The following is an 18444-nucleotide window of genomic DNA, read 5'->3' as shown; positions in this document are numbered from 1 at the left end:
GCTCGTCCAGCCTATCAGAATCCCGTGAGCAGGTGAACGGGTGCCGCGGAGGACAGCAGCGTGTCCAGCAGGACCGCCGCGCCGGGGGTCCGTTCCCGGACCGTGCCGGCGCGGACGCCGGTGACGGCACTGACCCCGCCCAGCCACAGGCCGGACAGCTCCGCGACGTCGAGGGCGAGATCGGCCTGTTCCTGCGCACCGTCGGCCAGGCGCTCCACCTGGCCGCGGCCCTCCGCCACCGTGAGCCGCCACGTGCCGTCGGCGAACCCGTGCCGGTCGGACACGGCCAGGGTGAGACCGCCGGCGACACCGGAGACGTAGGCCCGCCCCTCGAGGCAGGCCGGCACGTCGAGGATGCGCAGGTAGAGGTCGTCCCAGTGGTCGGTGACCGTCACCAGGCGCGCGTTCTCCAGCACGGCCTCCAGGGCCCCGTCGTCCGGCAGGCGGGCGAACTCGACGCGTTCGATCAGGTCGAGGTCCAGCAGGTAGCGGACGAGGCCGCGCCAGGCCTCCGGGTCGGCGGCCATGAACGCCTGCACCCGGACGGTGGCGGGCTCAGTCTCCCAGCCCTTGAACCGGTAGACCACGGCTCCGCGCGCCCGGCCCTCGGCGTCCCGGTACAGGCCGACGAAGGAGCCCTCTCCCTTGCCGTCGTTCTCCGAGGCCAGCGCGTCCTTCCACATCACGCGATGCGTCTGGGGCCGGCGCGGACTGCCGGGCGTGAGCAGCTGCAGCTCGCGCTGCAGCGCGTCGACCTGATCGATCACCTCGCGCGGGTCCTCGCGGGTGACGGTGCCGGTCGCGGCCGGGCCGCGCATCTGCACATGCCCGGTGGTGCGGACCTGCGCCCGGCGGGCGTGGCAGCAGACGCCGAAGCCGAAGCGGCCGTAGATGGCGGACTCGGAGACCGTCAGCGCGGCCACGGGCATGCCGGCCGCGACGGCGTCGGTCAGGGAGCGCCCCATCATCGCCCTGAGGATCCCGCGGCGGCGGTGTCCCGGCGACACGGTGACGTTGCTGATCAGCCACGCCGGCAGCTCGATGCCCGGGGAGACGGTGAGCGTCGAGGCCCAGTCCACGAAGGTGCCGACCGGCTCGCGGGCGGCCGGGTCGTCTCCGTCCGCGTAGACGCCGAGGCTGCGCTTGGCGTCGTCCGCGTCCATGCCCAGCGACTGGTCCATGGCCCTGCCGTCCGGGACCTTCTCGTAGAAGCCCTTCTCCACGGCGCGGGTGAACAGGGCCTGGGCCGGGAAGTCGGCGGCCTTCGGGTCGGACCCGTCGGCCGGACGCACCGGGGTGGGCAGGACCTCCAGCCGCAGCCCGTGGGCGGCGAGGGCCGCCTGAGGCGAGCCCACGGCCGAGGCCCCGGACGCACCCGGGCGCGCGGCCGTCGTCGTGGTGTCCGCGGCGGCGACGCCGCCGACCGTGTCAGTGTGCTGCGGCATGCCAGCTCTCCCCCTGTCCGACGTGGACGTCCAGCGGCACGGACAGCTCGGCGGCCCGGCCCATGCGCTCCTTCAGCAGTGCGGTGGCGGCCTCCAGCTCGTCAGCGGGGACCTCCAGGATGAGCTCGTCGTGCACCTGCAGCAGCAGGCGGGATCGCAGCCGCTCCTCGGCCAGGCCGGCGGCGACGTCCAGCATGGCGCGCTTGATGATGTCGGCCGCCGAGCCCTGGATGGGAGCGTTGAGGGCTGCGCGCTCGGCCATGTCCCGCAGCTGGCGGTTGTCCGAGTTCAGGTCCGGCAGGTAGCGCCGGCGGCCCTCGATGGTGGCGGTGAAGCCGTCCCGGCGGGCCTGTGCCACGACGTGGCGGAGGTAGTCGCGGACGCCGCCGAAGCGGTCGAAGTAGCCCTTCATCAGCGTGCGGGCCTCGTCCACGCCGATGTTCAGCTGCTTGGACAGGCCGAACGAGGACAGGCCGTAGGCCAGGCCGTAGCTCATGGCCTTGACCTTGGAGCGCTGCTCGGCGGTCACCTCGGACGGCTCGCAGCCGAACACCTGGGCGCCCACGAAGTCGTGGAGGTCCTCGCCGGTGCGGAACGCCTCGATCAGGCCGGCGTCCTCGGACAGGTGCGCCATGATCCGCATCTCGATCTGCGAGTAGTCCGCCGAGAGCAGCACGTTGCCCTCGCCGGCCACGAAGGTCTCGCGGATGCGGCGGCCCTCCGTGGTGCGGACCGGGATGTTCTGCAGGTTCGGGTGCAGAGAGGACAGCCGGCCGGTGGTGGCCACGGTCTGCGAGTAGGTGGTGTGGATGCGGCCGTCCTCCGCCACGGTCTCCAGCAGGCCGTCCACGGTCTGGCGCAGCTTGGTGGCGTCGCGGTGGGCCATGAGGTTCTCCAGGAACGGGTGGCCGGTCTGCTCCAGCAACGAGTTCAGGGAGTCCACGTCCGTGGAGTAGCCCGTCTTCGTCTTGCGGGTCTTCGGCATGTCCAGGTGCTCGAACAGCACGGTCTGGAGCTGCTTGGGCGAGCCGAGGTTGACCTGCATTCCGCCGGTCTCCTCCGCCACGGACGCCCAGGCGGACTCCTTGGCGGCGTCGGCGGCCGCGGTGAAGTCGGCGCGCAGCGCCTCGAGGTGCTCGCGGTCCACGGCGATGCCCTCGAGCTCCATGTCCGCCAGCAGTCGGGACAGCGGGATCTCGATCTCGCGCAGCAGCGCCTGGGCGCCGCGGTCCACCAGGCGCGGGGTGTAGTCCTCGGACAGGCGGCGGACGATCCAGGCGGCGCGCACGGCGTTGCGGGCGCGGGCCGCGGCCTCGGCGGCGCCGGCGGCGCCGTCCAGGTCGAGCTCGCCCTGGGCCGGGCCCTCGTCGTCGTCGGCCGGCGCCTCGAGCGGGGTGTGCAGGTCCTCGCCTGCCAGGGAGTCCAGGCCGATGTCCCGGCGGTCCGGCTGGATCAGGTAGGCGCCGAGGAAGACGTCGTCCTCCACGCCGAGCACGTCGCAGGGCTGCCCGCCCACGCCGGCGGTGCGCAGGGCCTTGAGGGCACGCTTGAGGTCGTGGACGGCCTTGGTGACGGCGGCGTCTTCGAGCAGCTCGCGGACGGCGGCGGCGAGATCCTCGCCGACGGCCGTGAGGTCCACCGCGACGGCGTCGTCGTCGACGGCCAGGCCGAGGGTCACGGGCACGCCGTACTCCCCCGGCACCGGGACCTTGCGCCTGGGCAGCAGCGCGGGACCGTCCACCTGAACGTGGACGCCGAGCAGGGAGCCGGCGTGGCGGGAGACGAACTCCTCGAGCCCGGCCCGATCCGTGACCACCACGGCCGCGGGGGCCTCCTCGACGTGATCGGCGGGTGCGTCGGCCCCGAGGCGCTCGGAGAACACCTCGAAGACGCGCTCACGGATGCGGTTGAACTGCAGGGCGTCGAAGAGCTCGGCCACCGAAGCGCGGTCCGGCATGGACAGCTGCATGGCCTCGTCGGTCACCGGCAGGTCCAGGTCCCGCACGAGCGCGTTGAGGCGGCGGTTGCGGCGCACGTCGTCCAGGTGCTCCCGCAGGGCCTGGCCCTTCTTGCCGGTGATCTCGTCCGCGTGGGCGATCACGCCGTCCAGGTCCCCGTACTTCTCGAGCCACTTGGCGGCGAAGCCGGCACCCACGCCGGGGACGCCGGGCAGGTTGTCCGCCTTCTCGCCCACCAGCGCCGCGAGGTCCGGGTAGAGCTCCGGCCGCACGCCGTACTTGGCCTCCACGTCCGCGGCCTTCATCGGAGGGATGTCGGAGACGCCCTTCTTCGGGTAGAGCACGGTGGTGGTGTCGGAGATGAGCTGGAACGCGTCCCGGTCGCCGGAGACCACGCAGGTCTGCCAGCCGGCGGCGTCGGCGCGGGCGGCCAGGGTCGCCACGATGTCGTCGGCCTCGTAGCCCTCCATGGTGACGGTGGGGATGCCGAGGGCCTCCATGACCTTGCCGATCAGGTCGATCTGGCCGTGGAACTCCTCCGGAGTCTCGGAGCGGCCGGCCTTGTACTCCGTGTACTCCTCGGAGCGGAACGTCGGGCCGGACAGGTCGAAGGCGACCGCCACGTGGGTGGGCCGCTGCTGGCGGATCATGGTCAGCAGCATCGAGGTGAAGCCGTAGACCGCATTGGTGTGCTGGCCGGTGTCCGTGGCGAAGTTCTCGGCGGGCAGGGCGTAGAAGGCACGGAAGGCCATGGAGTGGCCGTCCAGCACCAGCAGGCGGTGCGGTCCTGCGGCGGGCGCGGCGGTCTCGTCGCTGGGCATGATGCTCCTCTCGAGGGCTGACTGTGCAAGCCTAGTGGCCATGACCGACAACACGCGCGCCACGGCCGACGCCGCCCATCCGCTGTCCGGCTTCTGCTTCCACCCCGGCGTCACCCCCGAGTTCTCCCCCGAGCAGGTCGAGCACCTCGCCGAGGCCGCCGGCATCCCCGAAGGCATGAGGAAGGCCCTCGGCAGTGCGGGCATCAGCCCGCTGGCCGTGAAGATGGGCATCGTGTTCGAGGAGGTCTCGGCCGAGCGGATCGTCGCCACCATGCCCGTGGCCGGCAACGAGCAGCCGGTCGGCCTGCTGCACGGCGGCGCCCACCTGGTCCTCGGCGAGACCCTCGGGTCCGTGGCCGCGAAGGTCCACGCCGGCCCGGACCTGAACGTGGTCGGCATCGAGATCGGTGCCACGCACCACCGTGCCGTGACCTCCGGCACCGTCCGCGCCGTCTGCACCGCGATCTCCCTGGGCCGCACGCTGACCAGCCACGAGATCGTGGTCTCGGACGAGCAGGGGCGGCGCCTGTCCACCGTCCGCATGACCAACATGGTCCTGCAGCCGCGCTGACGCCGGGCTGCGCCCGCCGGTCCCACGACGACGGCCGCCCACCCTGCCGGATGGGCGGCCGCGGCCATGGCTCCCCTTGAGGACGGGGAGGGCCCGTGCCCGAAGTGGGACTCGAACCCACACATCTCTCGATACCGCATTTTGAGTGCGGCGTGTCTACCGATTCCACCATTCGGGCGCGGCCACGCGGCGGCGTGGAGGACTCCACAGTACCAGCGCGTGCGCGGCCGCCGGACCGTCGCGAACGGGCGCGGTGGCAGCGCGACTAGAGTGGGACGAAAGACCCCAGCGCACCGTCACGCGTCGGCGTGCCCGCCGCCCGTGTGCGCCGACGCCGTAGGGCGCACCAGGACCGTGCGCCGAGAAGGAGCCGTCACCCGATGACCGCCGCGAACACCGCGAACACCCCGGAATCCGCAGACCGCCCCCAGGACTCCCCCGCCGCCGAGGACTCCCCCGCCGCCGAGGCCTCCGCCGCGCCGGGTGACGCCGGCCGGCCCGGGGTCCGCGCCGTCGTCGCCGAGGACGAGGCCCTCATCCGCTTGGACATCGTCGAGTCGCTCACCGCCGCCGGCTACGAGGTCGTCGCCGAGGCCGGGGACGGCCGCGCCGCCGTCGACGCCGTCCGCGAGCACCGTCCGGACGTGGTGGTCATGGACGTGAAGATGCCCGTCATGGACGGCCTGTCCGCCGCCGAGGAGATCGCCTCCGAGCGCCTGGCCCCCGTGGTGATGCTGACCGCGTTCTCCCAGCGCGAGCTCGTGGAGCGCGCCCGCACCGCCGGCGCCATGGCCTACGTGGTCAAGCCGTTCACCGAGGCGGACCTGGTGCCTGCGATCGAGCTGGCCGTCGCCCGGTTCGACGAGCTGCGCAGCCTCGAAGAGGAGGTCAAGGACCTGACCGAGCGGTTCGAGACCCGCAAGCTCGTCGAGCGCGCCAAGGCCCTGCTGCAGTCGCACATGGACCTCAGCGAGCCCGAGGCCTTCCGGTGGATCCAGAAGACCTCCATGGACCGCCGGCTGACCATGCGTGAGGTCGCCCAGACCGTGGTGGACCAGCTGGGCTGAGACCTCCGCGCCTACGCGCGAGGAACGCCGTCGCCTGCACGCCAGGGCCCCGACCGGATCGATCCGGTCGGGGCCCGGTGCTGTCAGCCGGTCAGCCCTGAGGGTCCAGCTCCCACTTGCCCACGGGTTCGCGGTCCGAGTCGTCGAGGGTGCCGCCGGCGTCGTGCGGGTCGCCCACCTTGTGCACCTTGAGGGTGTTGGTGGTGCCGGCCTGGCCCGGGGGCGAGCCGGCCGCGATGATGACGAACTGCCCCTCCTTCGCGATGCCCTCGGAGAGCAGGGAGCGGTCCACCTGGCCCGTCATCTCGTCCGTCGTCTCCGCAAACGGCACCATCTTGGGGAACACGCCCCAGGCGAGGCAGAGGATGTTGTGGGTGTGCTCCACGTGCGTGTACGCGTACACCGGCTGCTTCGGACGCAGGCGGGAGATGCGGCGGGCCGAGTCACCGGTGCGGGTGAAGGTCGCCAGGAACGGGATGTCCAGCTGGTGGGCGATGTCCACCGCGGCGCGGGTGATGGCACCGCCGCGGGTGCGCGGCTGGGCGGTCAGCGGGTCGATGCGGTCCAGGCCGTTCGTCTCGGTCGACTCGATGATGCGGGCCATGGTCTGGACCGTCTCCACCGGGTAGGCGCCCACGGAGGTCTCGCCGGAGAGCATGACGGCGTCCGCCCCGTCCAGGACCGCGTTGGCGCAGTCGGAGGCCTCGGCGCGGGTCGGGCGCGGATTCTCGATCATGGACTCGAGGACCTGGGTGGCCACGATGGTCGGCTTGGCCCAGCGGCGGGCCAGCTCGATGGCCCGCTTCTGCACCACGGGCACGTCCTCGAGCGGAAGCTCCACCCCGAGGTCTCCGCGGGCGATCATGACGGCATCGAAGGCGTCCACGATCGATTCCAGGTTCTCCACCGCCTGCGGCTTCTCGATCTTCGCGATCACCGGGATGCGGCGGTTCTCCTCGTCCATGATCTCGTGCACGCGCTCGATGTCTGCGGCGTCGCGCACGAAGGACAGGGCGATCATGTCCACCCCCGTGCGCAGCGCCCAACGCAGGTCGGTCTCGTCCTTCTCGGAGAGGGCCGGCACGTTGACGGCCACCCCCGGCAGATTGATGCCCTTGTTGTTGCTGACGGGGCCGGCCACCTCCACCTCGGTGACCACGTCGGTGTCGGTGACCTCGACGGCGCGCAGGCGCACCCTGCCGTCGTCCACGAGCAGCACGTCCCCCGGGTCCACATCGCCGGGCAGGCCCTTGTGGGTGGTGCCGCAGATCTCGGCGGTGCCCTCCACGTCCCGGGTGGTGATGGTGAAGCGGTCCCCCTGCTCGAGCTGGTGCGGCCCGTCGGCGAAGCGGCCGAGGCGGATCTTCGGCCCCTGGAGGTCCGCGAAGATCGCCACCGGGTGCTTCACCTCGACGGAGAGGCGGCGGACCCGCTCGTAGGTCGTCTCGTGCATGGCATGGTCGCCGTGGCTCATGTTCAGTCGGGCGACGTCGATGCCGGACTCGATGAGTCGTCGGGTCACGTCGTCGGAGTCGGTCGCGGGTCCGAAGGTGGCGATGATCTTCGCGTGTCGCATGGGCACCAGCCTACGAGTCGAGGGACGGAGGGGGCACCGTCCGCGCCCGGGCGATTTCCGCCGCGGGCGAAGACGGCGACGACGGCCCCGCGCCGGGGGTGCGCGGCCGTCGTCGGGACGGGGCCGGCCTGCGGGCGGACCGGGACGGAAGGGCCCAGGTCAGCCCGACGGCCGGGCTCGGGTCAGCCGAGGACGAGGCCGCGGTCGCGCGGCTTCACGGGGGCCGGCAGGTCCGAGGGCTCGCCGGTGAGGAACTCGTCCACGGCTGTGGCGGTGGCACGGCCCTCGGCGATGGCCCAGACCACCAGGGAGGCGCCGCGGCCGGCGTCGCCGCAGACGAAGACACCCGGCTCGGCGGTCTGGAAGGCGTCGTCGCGGCCGAGCACGCCGCGCGTGACCTGCACCCCGGTCTGCTCCGTGATGGCCTCCTGCTCCACGCCGATGAAGCCGAGGGCGAGCAGGACCAGGTCCGCCGGGATCTCGTGCTCGGTGCCGGCCTTCGGGGAGCGGGAGCCGTCCGGCAGGTACTCGGTCTCGGCGACCTTCAGTGCGCGCACGCGGCCCCGCTCGTCCCCGAGGAACTCGACGGTGCTGGCCAGGTAGGTCCGCTCGCCGCCCTCGGCGTGGGCCGAGGCGACCTCGAACAGGGTCGGGACGGTCGGCCACGGCTGGTGGGACGGGCGCTGCGACGGCGGCTGCCTGCCGATCGCCAGGGTGGTGACCGAGGCGGCGCCCTGGCGGTGGGCGGTGCCGATGCAGTCGGCGCCGGTGTCGCCGCCGCCGAGGATGACCACGTGGCGGCCCTCGGCGCTGATCTGCTCCTGCTCGCCGCCGGCCACCCGCCGGTTGACGGGGACCAGGTAGTCCATGGCCAGGTGGATGCCCTCGAGGCCCCGGCCCGGGATGGGCAGGTCGCGGCCGACCGGGGCGCCGGTGGCCACCACGACCGCGTCGAAGGAGTCCTTCAGCTCGTCCCAGGCGATGTCCGTGCCGATCTCCACACCGGTGCGGAAGCGGGTGCCCTCGGCCTCCATCTGGGCGATGCGGCGGTCGATGACGTCCTTCTCCAGCTTGAAGTCCGGGATGCCGTAGCGCAGCAGGCCGCCGACGCGGTCGTCGCGCTCGTACACGGCGACCGTGTAGCCGGCGCGGGTGAGCTGCTGGGCGGCGGCCAGGCCGGCCGGGCCCGAGCCGACGACGGCCACCGTGTGCCCGTTCTGGCGGTGCGGCCGGTGCGGAGGCAGCCAGTCGTTCTCGAAGATCTGCTCGGCGATGGAGGCCTCGACCTGCTTGATGGTCACGGCCGGCTGATTGATGCCGAGCACGCACGAGGACTCGCAGGGCGCCGGGCAGATGCGCCCGGTGATCTCCGGGAAGTTGTTCGTCGCATGCAGGCGCGCGGCCGCCTCCTCCCAGCGGCCGCGGCGCACCAGGTCGTTCCAGTCCGGGATCAGGTTGCCCAGGGGGCAGCCGGCGTGGCAGAACGGCACTCCGCAGTCCATGCAGCGTGTGGCCTGCGTGCGCACGATCGCCTCGTCCTGGCGGACGTAGACGTCCTTGTAGTCCATGATGCGCACCGGCACCGGCCGGGTCGGGCGCTCCTGGCGCTCGCGATGGTTCAGGAATCCGCGCGGGTCAGCCACGGGTCACCTCCAGGATCCGAGCCCAGGCGGCGTCGCCGTCCGGGTCCATGCCGTTGTCTTCGCACTCGGCGCGCAGGGCCTGCACGGCCGCGTACTGCCGGGGCAGCACCGTGGTGAACCGCTGCCACAGCGCCTCGACCGCGTCGGCGTCGCCGCCGTCGATCGTCTCGAGCATCCCGGCCGCCACGGCCGAGTCGGTGAGCTCGTGGTGCCGGCGCAGCAGCTGCGTGATCTGCTCCCGGTCCGCCTCCTCGGGGACGCCGAGCAGCAGCCCGGACTCCTTGACGGCCAGCGGGTTGATCCGCGTCTCGTCCAGGTCCAGGATCCAGGCCACGCCGCCGGACATGCCCGCGGCCACGTTGCGGCCGGTCGGGCCGAGCACGAGGGCTCGGCCGCCGGTCATGTACTCCAGCCCGTGGTCGCCGATGCCCTCGGCCACCGCCGTGGCGCCTGAGTTGCGGACCAGGAAGCGCTCGCCCACGCGGCCGCGCAGGAACATCTCGCCGCTCGTGGCGCCGTAGCCGACCACATTGCCGGCGATGATGTTGTCCTCCGCCACCAGCGGGGCGCGGCGGTCCGGGCGGAGCACGATGCGCCCGCCGGACAGGCCCTTGCCCACGTAGTCATTGGCGTCGCCCTCCAGGTGCAGGGTGACGCCGGACGGGATGAAGGCTCCGAAGGACTGGCCGGCCTCGCCGGTCAGGGACACCGTGATGGTGTCCTCGGCCAGCTCGTCCTGCAGCCGGGCACTCGTCACGTGGTAGCCGAGCAGGGTGCCGACGGAGCGGTCCGTGTTCTTCACGGTGTCCTCCACGGACACCGCCTCGCCGGTCTCGACGGCGGGGGCGACCGCCTCGAGCCACCTGTTGTCCAGCTGCTCGGCGAGTCCGTGGTCCTGGCCTCCGGTGCGGCGGTGGGCCACGGACTCGTCGAAGGAGTCGGCGGCGCCGGAGCCCAGCACCCCGGACAGGTCGAGGCCGCGGGTCTTGAAGTGGCGCAGCGCCTCGTCCACCTCGAGCAGCTCGCGGTGTCCGATGGCCTCGTCCAGGCTCCGGAAGCCGAGCTCGGCGAGCAGCTCGCGCACCTCCTGGGCGATGTACTCGAAGAAGTTGACCACGAACTCGGGCCTGCCGGTGAACCGCGTGCGCAGCTCCGGGTTCTGGGTGGCCACGCCCACCGGGCAGGTGTCCAGGTGGCAGACGCGCATCATGATGCATCCGGAGACCACCAGCGGGGCGGTGGCGAAGCCGAACTCCTCGGCGCCGAGCAGGGCGGCCACCACCACGTCGCGGCCGGTCTTGAGCTGGCCGTCCACCTGCACGGTGACGCGGTCGCGCAGCCCGTTGAGCATGAGGGTCTGCTGCGCCTCGGCCAGGCCGAGCTCCCAGGGGGTGCCGGCGTGCTTGAGGGAGTTCAGCGGGGAGGCGCCGGTGCCGCCGTCGTGGCCGGAGATGAGCACGACGTCGGCCTTCGCCTTGGTCACGCCCGCGGCCACGGTGCCCACGCCGGACTCGGAGACGAGCTTCACGTGGACGCGCGCCTTCGGGTTGGAGCGCTTCAGGTCGTGGATCAGCTGCGCCAGGTCCTCGATGGAGTAGATGTCGTGGTGCGGCGGCGGGGAGACCAGGGAGACGCCCGGGGTGGAGTGCCGGGTGGTCGCCACCCACGGATAGACCTTGGAGCCCATGAGCTGGCCGCCCTCGCCGGGCTTGGCGCCCTGGGCCATCTTGATCTGCAGGTCCGAGGCGGTGGCCAGGTAGAGGCTGGTGACGCCGAAGCGGCCGGAGGCGATCTGCTTGATGGCCGAGCGGCGCTCGGGGTCCAGAAGGCGCTCCGGGTCCTCGCCGCCCTCGCCGGAGTTGGAGCGGGCGCCGAGGCGGTTCATGGCGATCGCCAGGGTCTCGTGGGCCTCCTGGGAGATGGAGCCGTAGGACATGGCGCCGGTGGAGAAGCGCGTGACGATCGACTCGACCGGCTCGACCTCGGCGACCGGCACGGGCGGGCGCTGTCCGGTCTTCAGCCGCATCAGGCCGCGCAGGGTCATGAGCTCTGCGGATTGGTCGTCCACCCGGCGCGTGTAGTCCTTGAACACGTCGTAGCGGCGCTCGCGCGTGGAGTGCTGCAGCCGGAAGACGGTCTCCGGGTCGAACAGGTGCGGCGGGCCCTCGCGGCGCCACTGGTACTCGCCGCCGGCGTCCAGCGGGGCGTCCGGCCGCGGGTCGTTGCCGTCGGCCGGGAATGCGTCCGCGTGGCGGGCCTCGACCTCCGAGGCGATGTACGCCAGGCCCACGCCGTCCATCGGTGAGCTGGTCCCGGTGAAGTAGCGGTCCACGAAGCGCCGGGACAGGCCGACCGCCTCGAAGGTCTGGGCGCCGCAGTAGGAGGCCACGGTGGAGATGCCCATCTTGGACATGATCTTCTGCACGCCCTTGCCGAGGCCCGTGATGAGGTTGGCCACGGCCTGCTGAGCGGTGACGCCCGGCAGGGACCCGTCCCGCACGAGCTCCTCGGCGGACTCCATCGCCAGATAGGGGTTCACGGCGGAGGCGCCGTAGCCGATGAGTACGGCCACGTGATGGACCTCGCGGACGTCGCCGGCCTCGACCAGCAGCGAGGTGCGGGTGCGGGAGGCGGAGGCGAGCAGGTGGTGGTGCACGGCGGAGGTCAGCAGCAGGGACGGGATGGGCGCCCACTGTGCGTTGGCGTCCCGGTCGGAGAGGATCACGTACGCGATGCCGCGCTGGACGGCTGCGGAGACCTGCTCGCAGATCTCCTTGATGCGGGTGCGCATCTCCTCGGCGCCGCCGGCCACCCGGTAGAGGCCCTTGACCTTCAGGGCGCGGCGGGTGCCGTCGGAGGAGCGCACATGGGCGATGCGGGCCAGCTGATCGTTGTCGATCACGGGGAACGGCAGGTCGATCGCCGTGGTGCGCGACTGGCCCTGCGCCAGCAGGTTCGCCTGCGGGCCGATGCAGGTGCGCATGGAGGTGACCTGTTCCTCCCGGATCGCGTCCAACGGCGGGTTGGTCACCTGCGCGAAGGACTGCGTGAAGTAGTCGAAGAGCAGGCGGGAGCGCTCGGCGATCGCGGCGATCGGGGTGTCGGTGCCCATGGCGCCCAGCGGCTCGGCGCCGGTGGTGGCCATCGGCTTGATGAGCAGGCGCAGGTCCTCGAGCGTGTAGCCGAAGATGCGCTGGCGCAGGCGGACGGAGTCGGCGCCGTGGCTGACGCGCTCGCGGGCCGGCAGGGAGTCCAGGTCCAGGAGCGACTCCTGCACCCACTGCGCCCACGGCTGGGACGCGGCGATCTCGGCCTTGAGCTCGGTGTCCGGGATGATGCGTCCCTGGGCGGTGTCCAGCAGGAACATGCGGCCGGGCTTCACGCGGCCCTTGCGGACCACGGTGGCCGGGTCGATCGGCAGCACGCCGACCTCGGAGGCGAGCACCACGAGTCCGTCCTCGGTCTGCCAGTAGCGCGCGGGTCGCAGGCCGTTGCGGTCCAGGACGGAGCCGACCTGGACGCCGTCGGTGAAGGCGATCGCCGCCGGACCGTCCCACGGCTCCATGAGCATCGAGTGGTACTGGTAGAACGCCTTGCGGGCCGGGTCCATGGTGGGATGGTTCTCCCACGCCTCCGGCACCATCATCATGATCGCGTGGGAGAGGGGGCGCCCGGCGAGCATGAGCAGCTCGGCGACCTCGTCGAAGGACGCGGAGTCGGAGCCGTGTCCGGTGACCAGCGGGAACATCTCCTCCGGCACCTCCCCGAGCAGCGGGTGGCGCAGCTCGCCCTGCCGGGCGCGCATCCAGTTGCGGTTGCCCTTCACGGTGTTGATCTCGCCGTTGTGCGCGATGGCGCGGAACGGCTGGGCCAGCGGCCAGGAGGGGAACGTGTTCGTGGAGAAGCGCGAGTGCACGATGCCGAGCGTGGTGGTGTACCGCTCATCGGACAGGTCCGGGTAGAACGGCTCGAGCTGCGCGGTGGAGAGCATGCCCTTGTAGACGATCGTCCTGGAGGACAGGGAGGGGAAGTACACGCCGGCGGTCTGCGCGCGACGGCGCAGGCGCCAGGCGCGGGCGTCGAGGGACTGCCCCGGCTCGTCGAGCTCGCCGTCGTCCACGCGGCAGACGAAGAGCTGTTCGAAGGCGGGCATGACGCTGCGGGCGCCGTCACCGATCACAGAGTCGTCCGTGGGGACAGTGCGCCAGCCCAGGACCTGGAGGCCCTCGCGTTCGGCGAGCAGGCCGATCTCCGCTTTGGCCGCCGCGCAGCGCTCCTCGTCCGCCGGCAGGAAGGCGGTGCCGGCGGCGTACTCGCCCGCGGCCGGCAGCTCGATGCCGGAGACCTCCCGGAAGAAGGCGTCGGGGATCTGGGTGATCAGGCCTGCGCCGTCGCCGGTGCCCTCGTCGGCACCGACGGCGCCGCGGTGCTCGAGGGCGCGCAGGGCGGTGAGGGCGTGCTCGACGATGTCGTGGCCCGGGGTGCCGCGCAGCGTGGCCACGACGGCGAGTCCGCAGGCGTCCTTCTCGTTCGCGGGGTCGTACAGGCCCTGCGCCGGGGGCAGATCCGAGTACCGGAGAAACGGGTCGAGCACGTCGTGCATGACGCTTCCTTCCTGACGGCCACGGTGTGCGTGGCGGTGGAAGGGGACGACGCTGGCCCCTCAGAGGCGGTGGTGGTCCAGACGGCGAAGCCCGTCCGCGATGTGAGTGACGTTACTCCCCTCAGGCCGGGGGACCGCGCTGTGACGGCACCGGTCCCAGAATGTGGACCGGGTCGGCCCGCCCCGCCAGAGGACGGACCGACCCGGTCCAGGTGTGCGTCGCCGTCGGCGCTGCTGCGGCGTCCGGTCCTCAGCCGCGGTCGGCCGCGTGGGAGCCGCCCGTCGCGGATCCGTCGTCCGCGTCCCCGTCGTTCCGCTCGTCGGTGCTCGTCCCGACGACGGCACGCGGCTCGTCGTGGTCTGCCGCCTCCGCCTCTGCGCGGCGGCCCGGCAGCCACACGTCGTCCGCCTCGGCCTGGGTGAGACGGCGGGCCCGGACCCGGCAGACGGCGAACATGACCAGGGCGATCGCGAGCAGCAGCAGGGACGTCCACACGTTGAGACGCTGGGTGGTGCCGAACAGGGTGATCATCTGGGCGTCGTCGATGCGCATCATCTCGATCCACACGCGGCCCAGGGTGTACCAGGCGACGTAGGCCCAGATCATCGCTCCACGGCGCAGGCGCAGGCGGCGGTCCAGCAGGAGCAGCACCCCGACGCCGATCACGTTCCACAGGCTCTCGTACAGGAAGGTCGGGTGGAACAGGGTGTCCTCGGCGTAGCCGGAGGGGACGTGCTCGGGATCGACCTGCAGGCCCCAGGGCTGGTCGGTGGGTCCGCCGAAGAGCTCCTGGTTGAACCAGTTGCCCCACCGGCCGATCGCCTGGGCGAGCAGGATGCCCGGGGCGACGGCGTCGCCGAAGGCCGTGAGCCGATACCCGTAGCGGCGCGTCCCGATCCAGGCCCCGACCGCGCCGAGGGCGATCGCGCCCCAGATGCCGAGACCGCCGTTCCAGACGTAGAGGATCTGGATCGGGTCGCCGGTGCCGTCATAGTTCGGCCCGAAGTACCGGTCCGGCGAGGAGAACACGTGGTAGAGGCGTCCGCCCACGAAGCCGAACGGGATCGCCCAGATGGCGACGTCCAGCACACGGCCGGCCGGGCCGCCGCGACGGCGCCACCGGATCGAGCCCAGCCAGAGCGCGGCGATGACGCCGGCGATGATGCACAGTGCGTAGGCGTGGATCGTCAGCGGCCCGATCTCGAAGCCGGACCAGCCGGGGGACGGGATGGCGAGCAACGGCGAGGCGAGGGTGTCGGCCCGGGAGGCGGCCGTCGTCGGGACTCCGGTCATGGAGGTCACTCTCCTGCCTTCGGATCGGCGGCGGCGCCGGCGGCGTCCCGGACGCAGCCGGCGGCGAGCTCGGCGGCCAGACGGCCCACGGCCTCGGGGCCGCCCTCCCCGAGGGCCTTGACCAGGGCGGTGCCGACGATCGCACCGTCGGCGTACTCGCCGATCTGGGCGATGTGCTCCGGGCGGGAGATGCCCAGGCCCACACAGACGTTCTCCGCGCCGGCGGCCTTGGCGTGCGTGACCACCTCGGCGGCGGCGTCCGAGATGTCCTTGCGGGCGCCGGTGACGCCCATGACGGAGACGGCGTAGACGAAGCCGCGGGAGTCGGCCACCGTGCGCTCCACCCGGGACTGCGGGGAGGACGGGGCGGTGAGGAAGACGCGGTCCAGTCCGTGGCGGTCGGAGGCGGCCAGCCACTCGGCGGCCTCCTCCGGCACGAGGTCCGGGGTGATCAGCCCGGCGCCGCCGGCGGCGGCCAGGCGGCGGGCGAACTCGTCGGCGCCCATGCGGTCCACGAGGTTCCAGTAGGTCATGACCAGCACGGCCGCGTCGGTGCGCTCGGTGATCCGGCGGACGATGTCGAACACCTGGGACACCCGGAAGCCGGCGGCCAGGGACGCCTGCGTGGCGGCCTGGATGACCGGGCCGTCCATGACCGGGTCGGTGTAGGGCAGGCCGATCTCGACGACGTCGGCGCCGTTCTCGACCAGGGCCACGGCGGCCTCGACGCACTCGTCCACGGACGGGTAGCCGGCCGGAAGATAGCCGATGAAGGCGGTGCGGCCGGCGGCGCGCGCCCGCTCGATCGCGGCCGCGGTCTTGGAGCCGCCGGCTGCCGCGGTGCCGGACATGGTCTCGGTGCTCATCGCTGGACCTCCTCGTCGGCGTCGGTGCGGGCGTCGTCCTGGTCTCCGGCCGGATCCTCGCCCGGCGCGAGCCCGGCCTCGGCGCGGATGGTCTCATCCGCGTCGCCGTCGTCCTCGCCGTCGGAGGCCGGGGCAGCGGAGGCCGTGCCGAGGCCGAACCAGGCGGCGGCGGTGGAGACGTCCTTGTCGCCGCGGCCGGAGAGGTTCACGACGATGATCCGCTCCTCGCCGGCCGGGGTGTGCTCTCCCACCTCGCCGGCGTCGATCCAGCGCCGGCCCAGGGACAGGGCGCCGGCCAGCGCATGGGCGGACTCGATCGCCGGCATGATGCCCTCGGTGCGGGTCAGGCGCAGCATGGCGTCCATGCAGGCGGTGTCCGTCACGGGCTCGTAGCAGGCCCGGCCGGTGTCGTTGAGCCAGGCGTGCTCGGGGCCGACCGCCGGGTAGTCCAGGCCGGCCGAGATCGAGTGCGAGTCGATCGTCTGGCCGTCTTCGTCCTGCATCAGGTAGGTGCGGGCGCCGTGGAGGACGCCGGTGCGGCCCAGGGTGATGGAGGCGGCGTGGCGGCCGGTCTCGACGCCGTCGCCGCCGGCCTCGAAGCCGTACAGCTCCACCTCGGGGTCGTCCAGGAAGCCGGCGAACAGGCCCATGGCGTTGGAGCCGCCGCCGACGCAGGCGGCCACCGCGTGCGGCAGTCGGCCGGTCTGCTCGAGCACCTGTGCGCGGGCCTCCTCGCCGATCACCGAGTGGAACCAGCGGACCATCGCGGGGAACGGATGCGGGCCGGTCACGGTGCCGAGGAGGTAGTGGGTGGTGTCCACCGAGGCCACCCAGTCTCGGAGCGCCTCGTTGATGGCGTCCTTGAGGGTGCGGGCACCGATGGTCACGGGGACCACCTCCGCGCCGAGCATCTGCATGCGGGCCACGTTGAGGGCCTGGCGACGCGTGTCCTGTTCGCCCATGTAGACGGTGCACTCCATGCCGAACAGGGCCGCCGCGGTGGCGGTGGCCACGCCGTGCTGGCCGGCGCCGGTCTCCGCGATGAGACGGGTCTTGCCCATGCGACGGGCCAGCAGCGCCTGGCCAATGACGTTGTTGATCTTGTGCGAGCCGGTGTGGTTGAGGTCTTCGCGCTTGAGGAAGATCCGCACGCCCGGCAGGTCCGCGGCGAAGCGCGGCACCTCGGTGAGCAGGGACGGGCGGCCGATGTAGTCCCGGTAGAGGTCCTTCAGCTCTGCCCGGAACTCCGGGTCCCTGCGGGCGGCCTCGTAGGTCTCGGTGACCTGGGCGAGGGCGGCCATGAGCGACTCGGGCATCCACGTGCCGCCGTACCGGCCGAAGTGGGGGCCCGGCTGGTCGCCGAGGCTCTCGGGGCTTTCGGGGCGCTCGGGACTCTCGGGGCGCTCGGGGGTGCCGGCGGGGTCGGTGGACAAGGCGGGTCCTCCTGCGTGGGTGGTGTCTGGGTCAGCGGGCGCGCACCGAGGCGGCGCGGAACTGCTGCAGGGCCTGCTCGGGGGCGCCGTGCCTGACGAGGGCCTCGCCGACGAGGATCGCGTCGGCGCCTGCGGCGGCGTACTGCTCCACCTGGGCAGCGGACTCGACGCCGGACTCGGCGACGCGCACGACGTGCTCGGGCAGGTCTGCGGCCAGGCGGGCATAGCGGTCCGGGTCGACGTCGAGGGTCTTCAGGTTGCGCACGTTGACGCCGAGGATGCGGGCGTCCACGTCCACGGCACGGGCGATCTCCTCGGGGGTGTGGGCCTCGACGAGGGCGTTCATGCCGAGCTCGTGGGTGAGCTGGAGGAAGTCGCGCAGCTGTGCGTCGTCCAGGGCGGCCACGATGAGCAGCACGAGGTCGGCGCCATGGGCGCGGGCCTCGTGGATCTGGTACTCCGCGACGGTGAAGTCCTTGCGGAGCATGGGCAGGTCGATCGCGGCGCGAACGGCGTCGAAGTCGGCGAGGCTGCCGTTGAAGCGCCGCCGCTCGGTGAGCACGGACACCGCTGACGCGCCCCCGCGCTCGTAGGCGCGGCCCAGCTCGGCGGGCTCGGCGATGTCGGCCAGCGCGCCCTTGGAGGGGCTGGACCGCTTCACCTCGGAGATGACCCGGATGCCCTCCGGGTCGGCGCGGCCGCCGACGAGGGCGGCCACGGCGTCGCGTGCCGGGGCCGCCTGCGCCGCGCGGCGGATCATCTCCGGCAGCGGCACGGCGGCTTCACGCGCGGCGAGGTCCTCGCGGACTCCTGCGATGATGTCGTCGAGTACGGTCACGACGGCCGAGCTCAGTGGCGCGAGCCGGAGCCGGCGCTGCCGGACACCACGCCCACCACGACGCCGACCAGGGCGACGGCGATCCCGATCCAGACGATCATCATCTGGTCGATGAACAGGCCGATGGCCCCGGCGACGAAGCCGACCACCACGAGGGCGCACATGGCCCAGGCGCCCGGGGTGTTGCCGTGGCCCGGCACCTCGGCGTGGGTCGGGTCGTTCAGCACGCGGCCGTCCTCGGTGACGGTCACCTGGGCGGTGGCGGTCTGGGCGGACTGGGCGGGGTGGCTCATCGGGCACTCTCCCTGTGGATCGATGTCGGCGACGGA

The 18444-nt window shown here is 72.5% G+C and carries 12 protein-coding genes and 1 tRNA gene; 2 read left to right on the top strand and 11 right to left on the bottom strand.

Annotated features, from left to right (window positions below; translation table 11 throughout):
• Positions 1 to 14 precede the first annotated feature (14 nt).
• Positions 15 to 1445, bottom strand: a complete 1431-nt coding sequence (locus tag MLY01S_RS02330) for a GNAT family N-acetyltransferase (protein WP_067188917.1) — start codon at positions 1443 to 1445, stop codon at positions 15 to 17.
• Positions 1429 to 4224 (bottom strand): DNA polymerase I, encoded by a 2796-nt coding sequence (gene polA, locus MLY01S_RS02325; protein WP_067188915.1) that lies wholly within the window; start codon positions 4222 to 4224, stop codon positions 1429 to 1431. The genes MLY01S_RS02330 and polA overlap by 17 nt, the downstream gene beginning before the upstream one ends.
• A gap of 40 nt (positions 4225 to 4264) precedes the next feature.
• Between polA and MLY01S_RS02320 the strand changes: the two genes are divergently transcribed.
• A complete protein-coding gene (locus tag MLY01S_RS02320) occupies positions 4265 to 4795 on the top strand; it encodes a hotdog fold thioesterase (RefSeq protein WP_067188985.1) in 531 nt (176 codons plus the stop codon).
• Positions 4796 to 4891: 96 nt separating this feature from the next.
• Here MLY01S_RS02320 and MLY01S_RS02315 read toward each other — a convergent pair.
• Positions 4892 to 4973, bottom strand: a tRNA-Leu gene (locus tag MLY01S_RS02315).
• A 202-nt stretch (positions 4974 to 5175) separates the two neighbouring features.
• Between MLY01S_RS02315 and MLY01S_RS02310 the strand changes: the two genes are divergently transcribed.
• Entirely contained in the window at positions 5176 to 5862 is a 687-nt protein-coding gene (locus MLY01S_RS02310; protein ID WP_067188913.1) for an ANTAR domain-containing response regulator, read from the top strand.
• Positions 5863 to 5953: 91 nt separating this feature from the next.
• Here MLY01S_RS02310 and pyk read toward each other — a convergent pair whose 3' ends face one another.
• From pyk to MLY01S_RS02270, 8 genes are all read right to left on the bottom strand, one after another.
• Complete coding sequence (pyk, locus tag MLY01S_RS02305; protein ID WP_067188911.1) at positions 5954 to 7438, bottom strand: pyruvate kinase; 1485 nt, start codon at positions 7436 to 7438, stop codon at positions 5954 to 5956.
• A 182-nt stretch (positions 7439 to 7620) separates the two neighbouring features.
• Positions 7621 to 9081, bottom strand: coding sequence for a glutamate synthase subunit beta (locus tag MLY01S_RS02300; RefSeq protein WP_067188909.1), 1461 nt, complete (start codon positions 9079 to 9081; stop codon positions 7621 to 7623).
• Complete coding sequence (gltB, locus tag MLY01S_RS02295) at positions 9074 to 13684, bottom strand: glutamate synthase large subunit (RefSeq protein ID WP_067188907.1); 4611 nt, start codon at positions 13682 to 13684, stop codon at positions 9074 to 9076. The genes MLY01S_RS02300 and gltB overlap by 8 nt, the downstream gene beginning before the upstream one ends.
• A gap of 250 nt (positions 13685 to 13934) precedes the next feature.
• The gene (gene lgt, locus MLY01S_RS02290; protein ID WP_067188983.1) at positions 13935 to 14978 is read right to left on the bottom strand and encodes a prolipoprotein diacylglyceryl transferase; all 1044 of its coding nucleotides are present in this window, start codon (positions 14976 to 14978) and stop codon (positions 13935 to 13937) included.
• 5 nt (positions 14979 to 14983) lie between these two features.
• Positions 14984 to 15844 carry a tryptophan synthase subunit alpha gene (gene trpA, locus MLY01S_RS02285; protein WP_245232068.1) on the bottom strand — a complete coding sequence of 287 codons (861 nt, stop codon included), beginning with the start codon at positions 15842 to 15844 and terminating at the stop codon, positions 14984 to 14986.
• On the bottom strand, positions 15841 to 17160 hold the full coding sequence (gene trpB / locus MLY01S_RS02280) for a tryptophan synthase subunit beta (RefSeq protein ID WP_082739539.1): 1320 nt from the start codon (positions 17158 to 17160) through the stop codon (positions 15841 to 15843). Before trpB ends, trpA begins: the two co-directional genes overlap by 4 nt.
• A gap of 148 nt (positions 17161 to 17308) precedes the next feature.
• Positions 17309 to 18115: an indole-3-glycerol phosphate synthase TrpC gene (gene trpC / locus MLY01S_RS02275; RefSeq protein WP_067188905.1), complete on the bottom strand. Its 807-nt coding sequence runs from the start codon at positions 18113 to 18115 to the stop codon at positions 17309 to 17311.
• A gap of 11 nt (positions 18116 to 18126) precedes the next feature.
• Positions 18127 to 18408: an HGxxPAAW family protein gene (locus MLY01S_RS02270; RefSeq protein ID WP_067188903.1), complete on the bottom strand. Its 282-nt coding sequence runs from the start codon at positions 18406 to 18408 to the stop codon at positions 18127 to 18129.
• Positions 18409 to 18444 lie beyond the last annotated feature (36 nt).

The organism is Micrococcus lylae NBRC 15355, from assembly GCF_001570885.1.
Taxonomy (GTDB): Bacteria; Actinomycetota; Actinomycetes; order Actinomycetales; family Micrococcaceae; genus Micrococcus; species Micrococcus lylae.
The sequence above is the reverse complement of the archived record's forward strand: the minus strand, read 5'-3'. Positions and strand labels throughout refer to the sequence as shown.